Below are 16,888 nucleotides of genomic sequence, written 5' to 3'. Positions count from 1 at the left end.
GCCGACGTCAGCACGTTCGGCGCCCCCGGTGGCCGGAATCCGGTTGCCGCGGCGCCGCCCGCCCGCCAGGCTTCCGTCATGGAACCGCCTGAAACGATCATCGCGGGCGAACTCGTCCTCCGGCGCTGGCAACTCGTCTGGGCCGGCGAGGCCACCGCGGCCGTCCGCGAGTCGCTGCCCGAGCTGACGCCGTGGCTGCCGTGGGCCACCGCCGAGTACGACGCCGACGCGTCCCGCGCCTTCCTCGAGACGTCGATCGAGGAGTGGGCCAAGGGCACCACGTTCAACTACGGCATCTTCGCCCCCGACGGCGCGCTGGCCGGCGGCATCGGCTTGATCACCCGGATGGGCCCGGACGTGCTCGAGATCGGTTACTGGATGCGCACCGCGTACGCGGGCCGCGGCTACATGACCGCGGCCGTCGAGGCGCTGACCGAGGTGGCGCTCACCCTGCCCGGCATCGAGCGGGTGGCCATCCGGCACGACGCGGCCAACGCGGCCTCCGCGGCGGTGGCGATCAAGGCCGGCTTCGCCGAGGTGGAACGCGTGCCCAGCGAAATCGGAGCGCCCGGCGAAACCGGCACCGACGTGATCCGCGAACGCCGGTCCACCGCCTGAACCCCTGCCGCCGGCACCCGCTCACACCGTGATCGAGCGCCAGCCGCCAGGCGTCTAGGACCGCCGGTAGGCGCCCGGGGAACTGCCGGTCTCGCGCTTGAAGGCGGCCGCGAACGCCACGTCCGAGCGGTAGCCCAGCCGGCCGGCGACCGCGGCTACCGTGGTGTGGCCGTCGCGCAGCAGCGCCTTGGCCCGCTGCATCCGCAAGGTCAGCACGTAGCGCATCACCGGCTCGCCGACCTGCCGGGTGAAGCGGGCGGCGAAGGCGGCGCGGGACAGCCCGGCCGTGCTCGCCAGTCCGGCCACGGTCCAGGCGCGGCCCGGGTCGGCGTGGATCGCCTCCAGCGCCGGCGCCACGTACGGGTCGCGCAGGCCGGACAGCCAGCCGGGCCGGTCGTCGGTGTGCCCGTAGTGGCGCAGGGCGCGGACGATCAGCGCGTCGGACAGGCGGGCCATCACCAGGTCGCTGCCCGGTCCACCGTCGAACACCTCGGCGGCCAGTGCCTCCAGCAGGGTGGCGAGCCAGTCCGGTGGCCGGCCGTCGACACCCGGCAGGTGGATGGTGCGCGGCAGCCCGCGCCAGGCCGGGTGGTCGGCCTCGCCCACCAGGAACGCGCCGCACACCACCACCGCCTCGGTGCCGGGTCCGCCGGCCCGCAGCCGGTTGCCGGGCGTGCGCATGGCCAGATCGAAGCTGGACACCACCGGGCCGGTGCCCGCCTCGGGCGATCGCAGCAGATGGGCGTCCCCGCGCGGGAAGATCACCAGATCGCCGGCGGTGAGTGGCTGTACGGTGCCGTCCGCCTGCACCAGCTCGCAGTGGCCACGGGCGACGTGGTGCACGCCGCGCAGCCCGGCCCGGTCGAAAGCGACCCGGGCCGCCCTGCCTAGTTCGAGCCACCGGTATCCGGCGCTTTCCAGGCGCAGCTCGCGCAGGGTGGCGCTGAGGAGATCCACCGGCTCCTCCGAGACGAACGATGTGGTTTCCCGGACGCGGACACATGGATTGTCTCCGCCGCGCTGCCTAGCGTCGAGTCATGCAGACAGGAATCGCCGGCCTCGACCGGATCGCCCAGGTGAAGCTGCCGGTCAGCCACCTGGCCCGCAGCGTCTCGTGGTACTGCCAGTTGCTCGACCTGCGCCTCTGGACCGAGTTCGCGGAGGACGGCGTGGTTCGCGGCGCCGGCCTGATCGATCCGGCGGGCCGCTTCAACATCGCGTTGCGCGAGCGCGACTTCTGCGCCGGCCGCCCGGACCTGAGCGGCTTCGACATCCTGGCCTTCGTGCCGGCATCCCGGTCGGTGCTCGACGACATGGTCGCCCGCTGCGCCCGGCTCGGCGTCGCGCACCACGGCATCCAGCACACCCCGGCCGGCCCGCGCCTGGACATCCCCGACCCGGACGGCACGGTCCTGCGCTTCTACCACTTCACCGAGAGCACCGACGAGTTCGTCGGCGTGGAAAGCCGCGACGGCGAGATCGTCGGCACGTACCGCACGCCGCGCCTGACCTGATCAGCCCTAGCTGACGCCCAGGGTGTGGCCGGGGGCGATCGACGCCTGCACCACCAACGCCGCCCCGCCGATGCTCGCGGCGTCGCGCGGGCGGGCCGACAACTCCACCACGATCTCGTGGCGGTGCCGGGCGTGCGCCGTGCGGGCCAGGTGGGTGCGCAGCCGCCGGGCGTAGATCGAGCCGGCCACCGCCACCCCCGGGCCGGTGAGCACGAGCCGGCCCAGGTCCAGCAGGTTGACCATCGAGGTCACCGCCACCGCCAGGTGACCGGCGGCCCGGTCGATCACCGCGTAGGCGGCCGCGTCGCCGCTGACCGCGGCGCGGGCGATGGTGTCGTAGGCGGACGAGACCGTGCCGTCCAGGCGCAGGCGGGCGGCGAGCGCGGGTTCGGCGCGGGCGGCGTCCACGGTGGCCGTCATCGAGGCGTACCGCTCCACGCAGCCGGCGTTGCCGCACGGGCAGGAGCGGCCGTCGTACGCGATCGACACGTGGCCGAGCTCGCCCGCGTCGAAACTGGCGCCGCGGAACAGCGAGCCGCCGAAGACCAGCCCGGCGCCGATGCCGGTGGACAGGTAGACGCAGCCGAACGACTGCTCCCGGGAAACCCGCCGGCTCCAGAATTCGCCCAGCGCCGCGGCCGCCGCATCGTTCTCGAAAAGCACCGGGATGCGCAGCTGGCCGGCCAGGCCGGCCCGCTCCTCGGCCCACTCGGGGGCCTCCGGTGCCACGATCGCCAGGCCCTCGATCCGGTCGCGGGGCAGGTCGAGGCCCGCGGTGAAGTCGTCGAACCGGGCGGCCAGGCGGGCCGGCAGGTCGGTGCGGTCGAGCGGGACCACCTCGCGGCCGACCACCCCGCCGGTGAGGTCGATGGCCACGCAGGTCACCGACTCGGGGCCGAGCTGGAACCCGATGCCGAACCGGTGGGCGGGCTGGATCGCCAGCAGCTTGCGGGGCTTGCCGCGGACCGAGTCGGCCGAGCCGGTCTCGTGGATGACGCCGTCGGCGATCAGGTCGCGCACGATGTTCGAGATGGACGGCTGGGTCAGGCCGGTGAGCTCGGCCAGCTCGACGCGGCTGATCGTGGTGGCGGACCGGATGACGTCCACCACGAGGGCGCGGCTGCCGGGCCCGGCAGCTGGCGTTTCACGACGGGCCATGGCGGTACGGTAACGCCTGGGAAATGAGGAGGAACGGTGACACAGCCGCAGCGGCGGGTCGGTCTCGTTCTCGCGCGGGCGTCCCGGGTGCTCGGCGAGGAACCGTACTACCACGAGTTTCTCGAGGGCCTGGAGCGGGTGCTCACGCCCGCCGGGGTCAGCGTCCTGGTCAAGGTGGTCACCGACCGGCCGGCCGAGCACGAGACCTACGAACGCTGGGCGGCCGAGCAGCGGGTGGACGGCGTGGTGCTGGTCGACCTGGCGCCGGACGACGACCGGGTGGCCCTGGTCAATCGCCTCGAGTTGCCCGCCGTGGTGCTCGGCGCGCCGTCGACCGCGTCCGGCCTGCCGACGGTCTGGACCGATGACGCCGGCTTCGCCCGGGAGGCGATCCGGTTCCTGGCCGGGCGCGGGCACGACGTGATCGGGCACATCAGCGGCCCGCCGGCGTTCGCGCACACCCAGCTGCGCCGGGCCGGCGCGGTGGCCGAGGCCGGCGAGCGCGGGGTCCGGCTGGTGCATGCCGAGGGCGATTACTCGTACGAGTCGGGCCACGCCGCCACCGCCGAGCTCCTCCCGGCCGGCCCCACCGCGATCGTCTGCGACAACGACCTGATGGCCCTCGCCGCCCTGGACGCGCTGCGCGAGCAGGGCCGGGCGGTGCCGGCCGACATCTCGGTGGTCGCCTGGGACGACTCGGCGCTGTGTCAGCTGGCCGTGCCGGCGCTGTCCGCGATGAGCCACGACGTCGGCCGGATCGGCGAGCTGGCGGCCGGCGCGCTGTTGGACGCGATGGCCGGCGCGGCACCCGCCGTCTATGAGGCGCCGGCCGCTCATCTGGTGGCACGCGACAGCACCCGCTGAGTAACCGCAGCTCAAGCAGCATCCCGTCGCTACTCGCGACTACATAAATTATTAATCTAATCTTGACAGTGATGCAACGACCGTCTCATGCTGGGCCCGCAACACGGCGAACCGATCGATGACTTTGGCGGGTTTGAAGATGATTGACAGAAGGCGGTTCCTGGGCCTGGGCGCGACAGTGGCGGGCGTCGCGATGGTGGCCGGGTGCACCGGCAGCGCCGGCCAGGAGACCAATGCCGGCGGCGAGATCACCGGCGAGATCACCGTGCTGACCAACCGCACCGACCTGGCCGGGACCGCGCTCCCGGCGTACGCGAAGAAGTTCGAGGCGAAGTACCCGGGCACCAAGGTCAGCTTCGAGGCGGTCACCAACTACGAGGGCGACGTCACCACCCAGCTCAGCTCCGGCGAGTACGGCGACGTGCTGCTCATCCCGAACACCGTCGCGGTGCACCAGCTGGGCCAGTTCTTCGAGCCGCTCGGCGGGATCGACGAGCTCAAGACCAGATACCGGTTCACCGACGAGAAGGCGTTCGACGGCCAGGTCTACGGCATCTCGCTGGGCGGGGTCGCCAACGGCCTGGTGGTGAACAGGCGGGTCTGGGGCCTGGCCGGCGTCACCGCGCCACCCACGACACCGGACGAGTTCCTGGCCGGCCTGCGCGCCATCAAGGACAAGACCGAGGCCGTGCCGTTCTACACCAACTACAAGGACGGCTGGCCGCTGAGCTTCTTCAACAGCCAGCGGGCGATCCTGGCCGACCCGGCGATCAACGAGAAGTTCCCCGCCGACCCGGCGCCCTGGCAACCCGGCAAGGTCGCGTACCTGGCCGATGGTCTGCTCTTCGACCTGGTGGCCGGCGGGCTCAACGAGAAGGACCCGCTGACGACCAACTGGGAAGGCTCCAAGCCGATGATCGCCACCGGCAAGGTCGCCACCATGCTGCTCGGCTCGTGGGCCGTACCGCAGATGCGGGACGCCGCGAAGGCCGCCGGCGCCGACCCGGCCGACATCGTCTTCTGGCCGTTCCCGTACCGGACCGGCGGGAAGTTCCACGCCCGGATCGAGGGCGACTACAAGGCCGGCGTCAGCAGCACCTCGAAGAACAAGGCGACCGCCCGGGCCTGGCTGGACTGGTTCGTCGCCGAGTCCGGCTTCGCGGCCGACCAGCAGGCCATCCCGACGGTGGTCGGCCAGCCGCTGCCCACGGCCCTCAAGGACTTCCAGGACACCGGCGTCGAACTGCTGGAACTGCCGGCCGCCACGACGAACGCCGGCAAGGAGGACGAGATCATCAAGGAGTCCGAGATCGACCTGGCCGGCAACATCTACCGGCAGAAGCTCGTCGACATCGCGCGCGGCGCGGCCAAGGGCGACAAGGCCTCCTATTTCGCCGAGCTGAACAAGCGGTGGGGCGCCGCGCAGTCCCGGGTCATGAAGTGACCCGGCGGCGACTGCCCGCCCACTGGCTCTACCTCGCGCCCGCGCTCGCCCTGCTGATCACGTTCACCTACGTCCCGGTCGGGAACATGGTCTGGTACAGCTTCCACAGATGGGACGGGCTGGACGTGGTCATGGACCCGGTCGGCTGGGACAACTACGTCCGCGTCCTCACCGACGAGCGGTACTGGCGGGTCTTCCTGGTCAGCCTCTACTACTTCGCGGCGTCGTTCGCGCAGATCGCGATCGCCCTCTACTTCGCGGTCGTGCTGTCCTTCCACACCCGGTTCCGCAACCTGTTCAAGGGCATCCTGTTCTTCCCGTACCTGCTCAACGGGGTGGCCGTCGGCTTCGTCTTCCTCTACCTGTTCCAGCCCGGCGGCACCCTGGACAGCCTGCTCGGCCTGCTCGGCCTGGGCGACCAGGCCCGGCTCTGGCTCGGAGACCCGGACGTCGCCAACGTCTCGCTGGCCGGCACCTCGGTGTGGCGGTTCACCGGGCTGAACTTCGTGCTGTTCCTGGGCGCGATCCAGTCGATCCCGGCGGAGATCTACGAGGCCGCCGAGATCGACGGCGCGAACCGCTGGCACCAGTTCGCGTACATCATCGCGCCCGGCATCCGCCGCATCATCAGCCTGTCCTTCATCCTCGCGATCTCCGGCAGCCTCGCGGTCTTCGAGATCCCGTTCATCATGACCGGCGGCGCGAACGGCACCCGCACCTTCGTGGTGCAGGCGTACGAGACGGCATTCCAGTTCCGCCAGATCGGGCTCGCCTCCGCGATGGCCGTGGTGCTGCTGCTCGTCGTCCTGCTGCTCACCTGGGTGCAGCGCCGGGTGCTGCCCGACGAGGAGGTGTCGCTGACATGAGGAGCGCACCCAGGTACGTGTCCCTGGTCCTCGCCTCGGTGATCGTGCTGGTCCCGCTGGTGGTGGTGCTGTTCGCGGCGTTCAAGACGCACGCCGAGTACAACGCCACCGGACCGCTCACGCCGCCGCGCAACTGGTTCCACCTCGACAATTTCGCGACGGCCTGGTCCGGCGGGAACATGCTGCGCGGCTTCTGGAACACCACGGTCATCCTGGTCGTCTCGCTGACCGGCACGGTATTCGTGGGCACCCTCGCCGCGTACGCCATCAGCCGTTTTTCTTTTGCCTTCAAGCGGCTGGTCCTCGCGCTGTTCCTGGTGGCCGCGCTGGTGCCGGGGGTGACCACCCAGGTGGCGACCTACCAGATCGTCAAGTCGATGGGCCTGGTGAACACCCCGTGGGCGGCCATCGTGCTGTTCCTCGGCACCGACATCGTCTCGATCTACATCTTCATCCAGTTCATGCAGTCGATCCCGGCCAGCCTCGACCAGGCGGCACTGATCGACGGCGCCGGCCGGCTCACCATCTACCGGCGGATCATCCTGCCGCTGATGCGCCCCGCGATCGCCACCGTCGTGATCATCAAGGGCATCGCGATCTACAACGAGTTCTACATCCCGTTCCTCTATCTGCGCTCGCCCGAGCTGAACGTCATCTCGACCGCGCTGTTCCGCTTCAAGGGCCCGTACGGCGCGCAGTGGGAGACGATCGCGGCCTGCACCATGATCGTCATCCTGCCGACCCTCGTGATCTTCCTGCTGCTGCAGCGCTTCATCTACAACGGCATCACGGCGGGCGCCACCAAATGACCGAGATCGCAGACAGACGTTTGCCGTACGCGCCCGGGTCGTGCTCGACGCCGCCCTGGTCAAAGCCCCGTGGGTCCGGACCGATCTGGCCACGGTCCTGCGGTCCGGAAAGTCCGTCTCCCCAACGGAGGTCCCGTAGTGAGAATCCCCCGCCCCGCCTGGGCCGTCGGTGCCGCGCTGGCACTGCTCGGCGCCGGCATGGTGCACACCGCCTCGGACGCCGAGGCGTTCGCGGCCACGTCGAAGTCCACCGTCCTCAACTACCTGCGGTCGATCACCGGCACCTCGATCGTCTCGGGGCAGCACAACAAGGAGCCGGCAACGTCGCCGCGCCAGTACAGCCAGCAGGCCCAGTCCGTCACCGGTCAGTGGCCGGGGCTGTGGGGCGGCGACATGATGTTCCGCTCCGCCGACATCGGCAACCGGCAGAGCGTCATCAACGAGGCGAAGGCCCAGTGGGCGGCCGGCTCGCTGGTCGCGCTCACCTGGCACGCCTGCTCCCCCACGGTCGGCGCCAGCTGCGAGTTCGAGGGCGGTGTGAAGACCCAGATCTCGAACGCCCAGTTCCTCGAGATCGTCACCGGCGGCACCAACCTCAACAACGTGTGGCGCAGCCGGATGGCGGCCGTGGTCCCCTATCTGCGGCAGCTGCGGGACGCCGGGATTCCGGTGCTGTGGCGGCCGTTCCACGAGATGAACGAGAGCTGGAACTGGTGGGGCAACCGGCCCGGCGTGAACGGCGGCGCCAAGATCTTCCAGCAGATGAAGGACTACTTCGACAGCCAGGGCCTGACCAACCTGATCTGGGTCTGGAACGTCCAGGACAACCCGGCGGGCGGCTGGTCGTCGTACTACCCCGGCAGCAACTATGTGGACGTCGTCTCGCTGGACGTCTGGTACAAGAACCACCCGTCGTCGTCCGACTACTCGCAGATCCAGTCCATCGCCGGCGGCACGCCGATCGCGATCGCCGAGATGGGCAAGGTCCCCAACGGCACGCTGCTGACCAGCCAGCCCCGCTGGACGTACTTCATGGTCTGGTCCGAGCAGCTGCGCGGCAACAACTCCAACGCCGAGATCCAGGCGGCGTACTTCCACCCCCGGGTGCTCAACCGGGGTGAGGTCCGCTTCTAGGCTCGCGGGCTGCCGTCCGGGCCGGTACCGGGCGGCAGCCGTGGCGCCGGGTGTTTCGAGGTCGCGGTCGGTTCGAGGCACATCGTCTCGACCGTCGCGGCCCGCTCGGCGATCTCCCGCCAGGCCGGGTCGGCGGTCAACCGGGCCGCGGCCGTCCGCCAGCGATCCTCGTCCGGGAACGCCGCCAGCCACACGACGTAGCTGCCCTCGCGTACCGGAAGGCTTTTGAAGGTGTTGATTTCCGGCTCGGTGCGCCACATCGCCACCGGCTGCCCCAGCGCCCGCTCCAGCACCCGGTGCCCGGGGCCGCTCAGCACGCGCTCGAGATCACTGCCGGCCGGCACGGTCCAGGCTTCGCCAACCACAAAATCATTGATGCCGTACGGGCCCGGAGCCGCCGGCCGGTGCTCGGGTTCGGTGGCCCGCAACAGCAGGACGTCGTCGGAATCGATCATCGTGGCGTTGGCGGCGGCGGCGTGCCGGCGCCACAGCGGCCCGGTGTAGAACGCGGTCAGCGCCTCGTGCCGCTGCTGCATCGACGCGAAGCCGCGGAACCAGACGAACCGGTCCGCCCGGTCGCGGTCGCGGAACTGGCCGCCCAGCCGCATTCCCGCCGCTTCCTGCCCGTCAACCAGCCACGGCTGGAACACCGCCTGCAGGTCGTCGAACATGCCCGGCCGCAGCCGGTAGCGCCGCAACTCCACGACCTCGCACCCGGCAAAATCCATCCCGATCCCCCTGGATTTGAGTAACAATAGTTGTTACGCATTATGGAGGTGACCGCGATGGCCGGCAACAGCCGCCTGACCGTGGCCGTGCACGCACTGTGCTGGCTGACCCTGGCCAAGCGCCGCGGCCGACCGGCACTGACCAGCGAGGAGATCGCCGCCAGCCTGGAGAGCAACCCGGTCGCGGTCCGCCGAGCCCTGGGCCCACTGCGCGACGCCGGCCTGATCACCACCGAGCACGGCCCGGGCGGCGGCTGGTCCCTGCGCGCCGGCCCCGCCGACATCACCGTGGCCGACGTCCACGCCATCGTCGAGCCCGGCCCGGCGCTGGCCCTGCACGCCCACGAGCCCCGCCAGACCTGCCCGGTCGGCTACGGCATCCGCCCGGTCCTGGGCGACATCTACGAGGAGGCAGCCCGCGCGTTCACCGAGCAGTTGTCCCGCCACACCATCGACGACGTCCTGGACACCCTGCTGCGCACCCGGCCCCTGCCCGTCACGACTTCCGCAGCCACAACTCGGGACCGGACCGGAGAAGACCCCGCGCCTGCCAGTCGAGCAGGATGAACTCCTCCAGGAGCCGCACTGCGGGCTGCAGGATCTGCCGGTCGGTTCTCTTGTTATGGGGCATCGAGGTGGTGACGGACAACGCGGCCGCCCGGCAGTCGCGGAGGATACGGACGTCGCGCTGACCCACCTGATGCCACTCCTGCCAGGCTGCGACCAACAGCTTGGCCATGTTCGTCACCCGGCTGCTCCATACTTTGCCCTCGATCTGTTCGGAGAGCTCCGCCTTGAACCTCGCCCGGTAGTCGTGCACGTTGCGGTTCAGCAGACCGACCTGCCGAGTGATCTCGGCCGGCGGCGATCCGACCAGCAATTGACCGGGACCGCCCTCCAGACTGGCCGTGATCGGCGTCTCCTCGACCTCGTCATCGGCAAACAGCCGGTCGACGACCTCCAACTGCCACATCTTCAGAGCGACGAGGTCGCCGTCCGCGTAGGCCACCGTCAGCGCGCGCAGCAGGCGGGTGACGGTCCAGGCATTTCCGTAGAGGCCGACCGTACCGATCCGCGAATCGTCCCGCTCATAGATCGCAAAGGCGGAACGAAGCTCGCCCCAGGCTGATTGCAGTTTTCCCCGCTCCCGGCCGGCGAATGCGGCGGAGTCCGCGATCTCCTTCAGGAATGCCGACGCAATGACGACCTCCCGGGGGGCGAACTGCCGAACCCCGGCCCAGTCGACCAGGGTCGCCCACTGCTTGAGGACCGCGACGTCCGACCGCGCGGCCTCGTCGCCATCGAGATCGAACTGCTGCACGGGATCGTAGGTCCAGCCCTCACTGAAGCTGAGCCAGGCGCCGAAGGCCTGCGCGTCCGATTCGAGCAGGCCATTGACCGGCATCGTCGGGGCGACGGCCACCAGGTGGTCGGTCCAGTGCACGGGGCGGCGGTCCCGGCCGAACGCAGCCTCGGAGCGCACGAACAACGCGTACTCGCCGTTGGTGATCGGCTCGGTGATCACCATCCCGTCCGGCCGGGACTGGACCCGGCGCACCCGCCGGCCGAGCAGGATCTCGCCGATGACCTGGGCGCGGTCCGGGTCGTCCGACTGCGATTCCGCGGACATCGTCCGGGTCAGCCGGTCCCGGACACACGGATCGATCTCGCGAGCGATCTCCGCGCTGTCGAGGGCCAGCAGCAGGGCCCGCGACGAGTTGGCCTGGGTCAGGCAGGCCTCGACGATCGGCCCGGCGTCGGCCTGGGCGCAGTACAGCAGGATCACCTCGCGCCACCACGGCTCGGCAACCCTCGCGACCAGGTTGTCGACCAAACCCTTCTCCCGGATCCGCGCCGACGCCAGATATTCCTGGAACGTGAGGTGAGCGAACGAGAAGGTGCCGTCCTCACGCTGCAGAATCAGTCCGCTGACCTGCTCGGTGTCCACCAGGAAGGCCTCGGCGCCCTCCTCCGGTGCCACCCGGGCCAGTTGCTCGGAAATGATCGACGCCGCCACCGCGGTCGAGACGTCCCGCAGCCGCCGGTGCATCATCTCCAGCGCCAGGTGCCGCAGGACGGCTTCCCGCTGGACGTGGGTGAGATGGTTGTGCAGACCCTTGGCCTCCTGGCGCTGGCCCAGAAAGACCTGGAAGATCTCGCGATACAGCTCGGCGCGGCCGCCCGGCAGCACGCCACGGTAGTTGTGCACGTGCGCGATCATGGTCAGCAGGAGTGGATTGGCACCGAGATCGTAGAGCAGCGGTGCGTCGCGCAGACGCTTCAGGAGGTCCTTGGCCCGGGCCTCGGCATCGCCCAGCACCACCTCGTCCCGGCGGCCGGTACGCCGGACCTCGGTGGCCAGATACCACCGGTGCAGGAAGGTCTCGATCTGCCGGTCGGTGAACGGCCTGATCTGGACGACATCGGCTGCCGCCAGCGGGTTAGCGAGATAGCCGGAGGGCCGTGAGGTGACCACGAAGCCGTTGTTGCCGTACTGGGCGATCTGACCCCTGATCCACTCGACCAGGGTCTTCCGGTGATCGGGATCGGCGACCTCGTCGAGACCGTCCATCATCACCAGGCAGTTTCCCCGGCGCAACTGGCGTTCGACCCAGGCCGGACCGGGACGGACCGACTTCGGCAGCGACTCGACGATCACTTCGGCGAGGGGGATCTCCGCCTCCGAGACGATGTGGTGCACCCGGTCCCGGAGCAGCAGCAGGAACGGAATCTTCTTTCTGGTCGGGCCCGCTTCGGGTGCGCGGCGGGAGGCCAGCTTGAGAGTGAGGTGCTTGAGCAACGTGGTCTTCCCGCTGCCCGGCGGCCCCACGATCACCAGGGTGCGCGGCGGCCATCGATCGAGATAGTCCCAGACCGGGCCGCGGTTGACGGCTTGCAGCGGGAGGTTTTCGATCGGGCCCAGCAGGCTTCCGCTTGCCGCATGGGCCGGCATGAAGACCAGGCCGACATCCACGAAAACGCTGTGGATATCCAGGGAGAACGGTCCATGCGTGCCGAGTCCCCGGACGTCGACGTCGTAGTTGCGGGCCACCGCAAAGCGGAGATAGGCACGCCGGACACGAACGCTCGGCAGGCCGATCAGCACCCGGCGCGGCACCGGCGGCGGCACCGGCGAGCCGGCGCCCGGAGGCGTTTCCCGCGTGGCCCACCAGCCCAGCGGCGCGCCCATGAGGGTCGCTGCGACGGTTGCCACGCCGACGGCGGACTGGGTGTCCAGCTGGGCTTTTGCGTCGCAGAACCACCAGACCACCGAGAACGCCGCGGACGCCGCAATCGACGTGAGTATCCAACGCACCGCGTGCACGCCATCACTGGACCACAAGATCGGAGAATCCCGAAACCTGCTGCCGGAAGCTAGACAGCGGCGGAGTGAAAGATGACCACCCGGGGTGCGCCGGCCGGGTCTGCCTCGATGGCCTCGCCGGGCTGCAGCCGGCCGGTGGCCCGGACCTCGCCGGTGCGGGGATCCACGATCCGGTAGTCGGCGGGCGTGTCCCGGCCGGGCATCATCGGCAGCCAGCCGCCGCGTTCCTGATAGACGATGCCCAGCTTGCCGGGCACGCTCAGCGCGCGCGGGCCGATGAACGCCTCCCAGTCCGGTCGCATGTCGGTGGTGGGCAGGCCGGCCAGGATCCGGCCGACCAGGCCCACATAGGTCGAGCCCTCGTAGTCCAGGGCCTCCCGCCAACTACCGCCCGGGCCCAGGAAGAACGTCGCGTGACCCGGTTCGCCGGCGCGCTGCACCCACTGCCAGATGTTCGCGGCACCGTAGACGACGCCCATGGTGGAGCCGGCGCACAGGTTGCTCCACGCCTCGTGGCCCTGCCACCAGCCGGCCGCCCGGTCCGGGTCGCCGGTTCGCTCGTACGTCGGCTCGCCGTTGGCCACCGCTTTCACCGGGGTCTCGCGCCACATGTCCGCCACCCGTTCCGGGACGTGTTCGCCGCCGTGACCGGTCTGGCACCACTGGAAGTCGAGCCACGCCGCGTCCTGGTGGGCGGTGGCGCGGGCGTGCGGGCGGTAGTGGATGCCGGTCGGCTGGCCGTAGCAGTCGGCCTCGTGCACCTCCCGGCCGCCGGCCTCGACCTGCGGTTCCGTCCCCGAGCCGTCGGCGCCGACCAGGTAGATCGCGGGCCGGGCACCGTACCGGGCCACCAGGTAGCGGCAGTACCGGGCGTACTCCCCCGGCGGGACGACCGTGCCGGCCACGTCCAGGCCCTTCCAGCCGAAGCCCTGGAACACCGGCTGGAGCACCGGGACGATCCCGTGCTCGACCAGGATTCCGAGCAGGCCGTCCAGGTACTGGAAGTAGCTGTAGTTCGGCCGGTTCAGGCGGCCGTCCGGCAGGTCCTCGAAGCCGACGTCGAAGCCCTCGTCGGCGGTCCGGTCGCGGGGTCCGGTGGCGCGCATGTCGGGCTGCACCGACATCAGCAGCACCGCGTTGAAGCCCTTGGCCTGCCGGTCCCGGGCGTACACGCGTACCTGCTCCTCGGTGGCCCGCCAGGGCAGCGCCCAAGCCGTGTCCGCCACCAGCAGCGCGGGGGTGCCGTCCGCGTGCACCAGACTGCGCCCGCCCGCCGACATCCGCCAAAAACCATGGTTGACGCTGGTCCCCGGCACCACGGCCACCGTGCCGCTCACCCCGCGCAGTCCCGGGTCGGCGACGTTCGCCTCGGTGTGCCACCGCCAGGTGCCGCCGGCGGCCGGCGACGCGAACCGGACCCGCCAGACCCGGCCGCCGTCGTGGAAGGCGGGACGCCGCAGCACCGTGCCGTCGTCGTGGGTGAAGGTCGCCCACACGTCGACCGCGGTGTACGGCTCGGCATGGTCGTGCTCGGCGGTCAGTTCGAATTCCGCCTCCTGCCAGGCAGCGGCCTCCATCAGCGTCCCTTGACCAGGTCGCGGGCCGCGTCGGCGATGCCGGTGGGCGACATGCCGTAGTGGTCGAGCAGGAAGCTCGCCGATCCGGTCGGGGCGAACTCGCCGACGCCGAGGATCCGCATCCGGGTGGGGTGGTGGCTGACGACCGTCTCGGCGACCGCGCCGCCCAGCCCGCCGGCCACGGTGGACTCCTCGGCGGTGACGATGCCCGCGGTCTCCCGGGCGGCCCGCACCACGGCCTCGGTGTCCAGCGGCTTGACGGTCGGCATCGACAGCACCCGGGCCCCGATGCCGTCGGCGGCCAGCTGCTCGGCCGCGGCCAGCGCCCGCCAGAGCACGGTGCCGTTGCTGATCAGGGTCACGTCGCCGCCCTCCCGGACGGTGATCGCCCGGCCCGGCACGAACTCGTAGTCATCGCCGTAGATCTCCGGCACGCCCATCCGGCTCACCCGGATGAAGACCGGACCCTCGGTCGCCGCGGCCCACCGCATCGCGGCCGCGGTCTCGACCGGGTCGACCGGGACGATCACGGTCACGTTGTCGATGGCGCGCAGCCAGGCGATGTCCTCGATCGAGTGGTGCGTGGGCCCGAGTTCGCCGTACGCCATCCCGGGGCTCATCCCGCAGAGCTTGACGTTCCGGTTGGCGTAGGCCACGTCGGCCTTGATCTGCTCCAGCGCGCGGGCGGTCAGGAAACACGACGCCGCCGAGACGAACGGGATCCGGCCGCCGTTGGCCAGTCCCGCCGCCACCCCGACCATGTCCTGCTCGGCGATGCCGACGTTGATGAGCCGGTCCGGGAACGCCTTGCGGAAGGCGTCGAGCTTGCTCGACCCGACCGAGTCGTTGACGACACCGACGATCCGGTGGTCACTCTGGGCGAGGTCGGCAAGGGTTTGCACGTACGCGTTCCGGCAGTCGAACCTCGGCCGGTCGGCGATCGGCGTGGTGCTCATGCGGGGCAGCCTCCGAGCTCCTCGATGGCCTGGCGGAGCTGGTCGGGGTCGGGGACCTTGTGGTGCCAGGCGACGTTGTTGCTCATGAACGAGATCGGATGCCCCTTGTGCGTATGGGCGATCACGAACGTGGGTTTGCCGGGCCGGAACGGCACCGCGGACAGCACGTCGAGCAGTTCGCCGTGGTCGTGGCCGTTGACCTCGACCACCGCGAAGCCGAACGCGGCCGCCTTGGCGTCGAGCGGGTCGAGGTCGTTGGTCTCGCGGGTGGTGGCGCCCTGCTGGAGGCGGTTGCGGTCGACGATGACGGTGAGCCGGTCCAGCTCGTGGTGCGAGGCCGCCATCATCGCCTCCCAGTTGCTGCCCTCCTGGAGCTCCCCGTCACCGATGAGGACGTACGTCCGGCGCCGCGACACGTCGAGCTTGGCCGACAGCGCGTGTCCCACCGCGATCGGCAGCCCGTGGCCGAGCGGCCCGGTGTTCGCCTCCACCCCGCTGACCTTGTTGCGGTTCGGGTGACCGTTGAGCGCGGACAGCGGCTTGAGGAAGGTCGCCAGCTCGGCGACCGGCAGGTACCCGAACGCGGCGAGCGTGGTGTAGAGCGCGCCGGCCACGTGGCCCTTGCTCAGGATGAACCGGTCCCGCTCCGGGTCGTCGACGGTCTCCGGGGTGACGTTGAGGACCGCTCCGTAGAGGGTGGCCAGCACGTCGATGGCGGACAGGTCGCCGCCGATGTGCCCGGCACCGGCGTAGTGCACCAGCTTGAGGTCCTGAATGCGGATCTGCCGGGCGGCCTCGGCGATGTGCGCGATCTGCTCGGCCCGGCCGGCGTGCCCGGGCAGCCGGCCGAACACGGGCATGGTCGTGTTCGCGGTGGTCAGCGAACTCATGCGGTGCCTTCCTCGGCCATCGAGCGCAGCAGGACGTCGAGCACGAGCCGCCGGGCGGCCAGCGCGTCGTGGCCGGCCTGGGCCGCGGCCAGCGCCTTCTCGTCGAGCGCCTCCAGCGCGCGGTGGATCGCCTTGAGGAACCGGACGGCATCCCGGGCGGCCTCGACGCTGTCCTCGCGGAACGGGAACTGGTCGAGCTGCCACACTCCGTCCCAGTTGTTGCGGCGCAGGGTGTGGAAGAACTCGAACGTCTCGACCAGGTGCACCGAGCCGACCACCATGTCGTCGTCCCAGCCGCGGAAGTTGTCGTTCACGTCGATCGCGAACAGCTTCCCGTGGTCGATGCAGAGCTGTGCGGCGTCGGCCGGGGTCTCCAGGCCGTAGAGCGAGTGGCCGAAGTCGAGCAGGACGCCCAGGTTGTCCAGGCCGACCTGCTGGATGCCGAGCAGGGTGCGGGCCGCGTTCGGGAAAATGATCTTGTTGCGGGGCTCGCGCGGCTTGTACTCGATGACGAACCTGATGTCCGGGTGCGCGCCGACCAGTTCGCGCAGCCCGTCGACCGCCAGCCGCCAGATGTCGTGGTAGTTGACCTGGAACGGGTAGTCCCAGCCGTCCTGGCCGAACCAGAGCTTGACGTAGTCGCAGTTCAGCGACTTGGCCAGGCGGGCGGCCTCGTCGAGCAGGGTGAGCGCCTTGCGCCGTACGGCGGGATCGGGGTTGGTGATCGAACCCTTCACGTACTCCCGGTTGTAGATCTCCGGGGTGATCGCGACGGCGCGCAGGCCGTTGCGGGTCAGCGCCGCCCGGACGTCGTCGAGGGTGCCGTCGAACCCGGCGAACGGCCAGTTCAGGTCGACCACGGACAACTCGCCGACCGCGCCCGCCTTGTCGATCTGCTCGATCAGCCCCACCTCGGGCCCGTAGCCCTCGGTGGCGTAGCGGTCCTTGTAGGTCGCGAAGTGCCAGATGCCCGCGCCGAAGACCGGCATGTCAGTCATGAGTGCT

General features: G+C 70.4%; 16 protein-coding genes. 8 read left to right on the top strand and 8 right to left on the bottom strand.

Features of this window, described 5'->3' with window-relative positions:
• Positions 1 to 78 precede the first annotated feature (78 nt).
• Positions 79 to 618, top strand: a complete 540-nt coding sequence (locus Ari01nite_RS36710) for a GNAT family N-acetyltransferase (RefSeq protein WP_203787064.1) — start codon at positions 79 to 81, stop codon at positions 616 to 618.
• 54 nt (positions 619 to 672) lie between these two features.
• Here Ari01nite_RS36710 and Ari01nite_RS36705 read toward each other — a convergent pair whose 3' ends face one another.
• The gene (locus Ari01nite_RS36705; protein ID WP_203787062.1) at positions 673 to 1,575 is read right to left on the bottom strand and encodes an AraC family transcriptional regulator; all 903 of its coding nucleotides are present in this window, start codon (positions 1,573 to 1,575) and stop codon (positions 673 to 675) included.
• Between the two features lie 80 nt (positions 1,576 to 1,655).
• Here Ari01nite_RS36705 and Ari01nite_RS36700 point away from each other — a divergent pair, with 80 nt between their 5' ends.
• The gene (locus Ari01nite_RS36700; RefSeq protein WP_203787060.1) at positions 1,656 to 2,132 is read left to right on the top strand and encodes a VOC family protein; all 477 of its coding nucleotides are present in this window, start codon (positions 1,656 to 1,658) and stop codon (positions 2,130 to 2,132) included.
• Between the two features lie 6 nt (positions 2,133 to 2,138).
• Here Ari01nite_RS36700 and Ari01nite_RS36695 read toward each other — a convergent pair whose 3' ends face one another.
• On the bottom strand, positions 2,139 to 3,290 hold the full coding sequence (locus tag Ari01nite_RS36695; protein WP_203787058.1) for an ROK family transcriptional regulator: 1,152 nt from the start codon (positions 3,288 to 3,290) through the stop codon (positions 2,139 to 2,141).
• 36 nt (positions 3,291 to 3,326) lie between these two features.
• On the opposite strand from Ari01nite_RS36695, the gene Ari01nite_RS36690 reads away from it, so the two are divergent.
• From Ari01nite_RS36690 to Ari01nite_RS36670, 5 genes are all read left to right on the top strand, one after another.
• Entirely contained in the window at positions 3,327 to 4,154 is an 828-nt protein-coding gene (locus Ari01nite_RS36690) for a LacI family DNA-binding transcriptional regulator (protein ID WP_203787056.1), read from the top strand.
• 139 nt (positions 4,155 to 4,293) lie between these two features.
• A complete protein-coding gene (locus Ari01nite_RS36685) occupies positions 4,294 to 5,598 on the top strand; it encodes an ABC transporter substrate-binding protein (RefSeq protein WP_203787054.1) in 1,305 nt (434 codons plus the stop codon).
• Entirely contained in the window at positions 5,595 to 6,464 is an 870-nt protein-coding gene (locus Ari01nite_RS36680; RefSeq protein ID WP_239163321.1) for a carbohydrate ABC transporter permease, read from the top strand. The genes Ari01nite_RS36685 and Ari01nite_RS36680 overlap by 4 nt, the downstream gene beginning before the upstream one ends.
• A complete protein-coding gene (locus Ari01nite_RS36675; protein ID WP_203787050.1) occupies positions 6,461 to 7,273 on the top strand; it encodes a carbohydrate ABC transporter permease in 813 nt (270 codons plus the stop codon). The genes Ari01nite_RS36680 and Ari01nite_RS36675 overlap by 4 nt, the downstream gene beginning before the upstream one ends.
• 138 nt (positions 7,274 to 7,411) lie before the next feature.
• Positions 7,412 to 8,407: a glycoside hydrolase family 26 protein gene (locus tag Ari01nite_RS36670; protein ID WP_239163320.1), complete on the top strand. Its 996-nt coding sequence runs from the start codon at positions 7,412 to 7,414 to the stop codon at positions 8,405 to 8,407.
• Here Ari01nite_RS36670 and Ari01nite_RS36665 read toward each other — a convergent pair.
• Positions 8,404 to 9,135, bottom strand: a complete 732-nt coding sequence (locus Ari01nite_RS36665; RefSeq protein WP_203787049.1) for an NIPSNAP family protein — start codon at positions 9,133 to 9,135, stop codon at positions 8,404 to 8,406. The genes Ari01nite_RS36670 and Ari01nite_RS36665 overlap by 4 nt on opposite strands.
• A 57-nt stretch (positions 9,136 to 9,192) precedes the next feature.
• Here Ari01nite_RS36665 and Ari01nite_RS36660 point away from each other — a divergent pair, with 57 nt between their 5' ends.
• On the top strand, positions 9,193 to 9,702 hold the full coding sequence (locus tag Ari01nite_RS36660; protein ID WP_203787046.1) for an Rrf2 family transcriptional regulator: 510 nt from the start codon (positions 9,193 to 9,195) through the stop codon (positions 9,700 to 9,702).
• Here the strand turns inward: Ari01nite_RS36660 and Ari01nite_RS36655 are convergent.
• Genes Ari01nite_RS36655 through Ari01nite_RS36635 form a run of 5 tightly spaced genes read right to left on the bottom strand, consistent with a single transcriptional unit; the run spans position 9,632 to position 16,881 of the window.
• Entirely contained in the window at positions 9,632 to 12,460 is a 2,829-nt protein-coding gene (locus tag Ari01nite_RS36655; RefSeq protein WP_203787044.1) for an NACHT domain-containing protein, read from the bottom strand. The genes Ari01nite_RS36660 and Ari01nite_RS36655 overlap by 71 nt on opposite strands.
• Before the next feature lie 50 nt (positions 12,461 to 12,510).
• Positions 12,511 to 14,037 carry a glycoside hydrolase family 140 protein gene (locus Ari01nite_RS36650; RefSeq protein WP_203787042.1) on the bottom strand — a complete coding sequence of 509 codons (1,527 nt, stop codon included), beginning with the start codon at positions 14,035 to 14,037 and terminating at the stop codon, positions 12,511 to 12,513.
• Positions 14,037 to 14,993, bottom strand: a complete 957-nt coding sequence (locus Ari01nite_RS36645; RefSeq protein ID WP_203787040.1) for a transketolase family protein — start codon at positions 14,991 to 14,993, stop codon at positions 14,037 to 14,039. The genes Ari01nite_RS36650 and Ari01nite_RS36645 overlap by 1 nt, the downstream gene beginning before the upstream one ends.
• Positions 14,990 to 15,883, bottom strand: a complete 894-nt coding sequence (locus tag Ari01nite_RS36640) for a transketolase (protein WP_203787023.1) — start codon at positions 15,881 to 15,883, stop codon at positions 14,990 to 14,992. The genes Ari01nite_RS36645 and Ari01nite_RS36640 overlap by 4 nt, the downstream gene beginning before the upstream one ends.
• On the bottom strand, positions 15,880 to 16,881 hold the full coding sequence (locus Ari01nite_RS36635) for a sugar phosphate isomerase/epimerase family protein (protein WP_203787021.1): 1,002 nt from the start codon (positions 16,879 to 16,881) through the stop codon (positions 15,880 to 15,882). Before Ari01nite_RS36635 ends, Ari01nite_RS36640 begins: the two co-directional genes overlap by 4 nt.
• Positions 16,882 to 16,888: the final 7 nt, after the last annotated feature.

It is taken from the genome of Paractinoplanes rishiriensis, assembly GCF_016862375.1.
In the GTDB taxonomy this organism is placed as follows: Bacteria; Actinomycetota; Actinomycetes; order Mycobacteriales; family Micromonosporaceae; genus Actinoplanes; species Actinoplanes rishiriensis.
The sequence above is the reverse complement of the archived record's forward strand: the minus strand, read 5'-3'. Positions and strand labels throughout refer to the sequence as shown.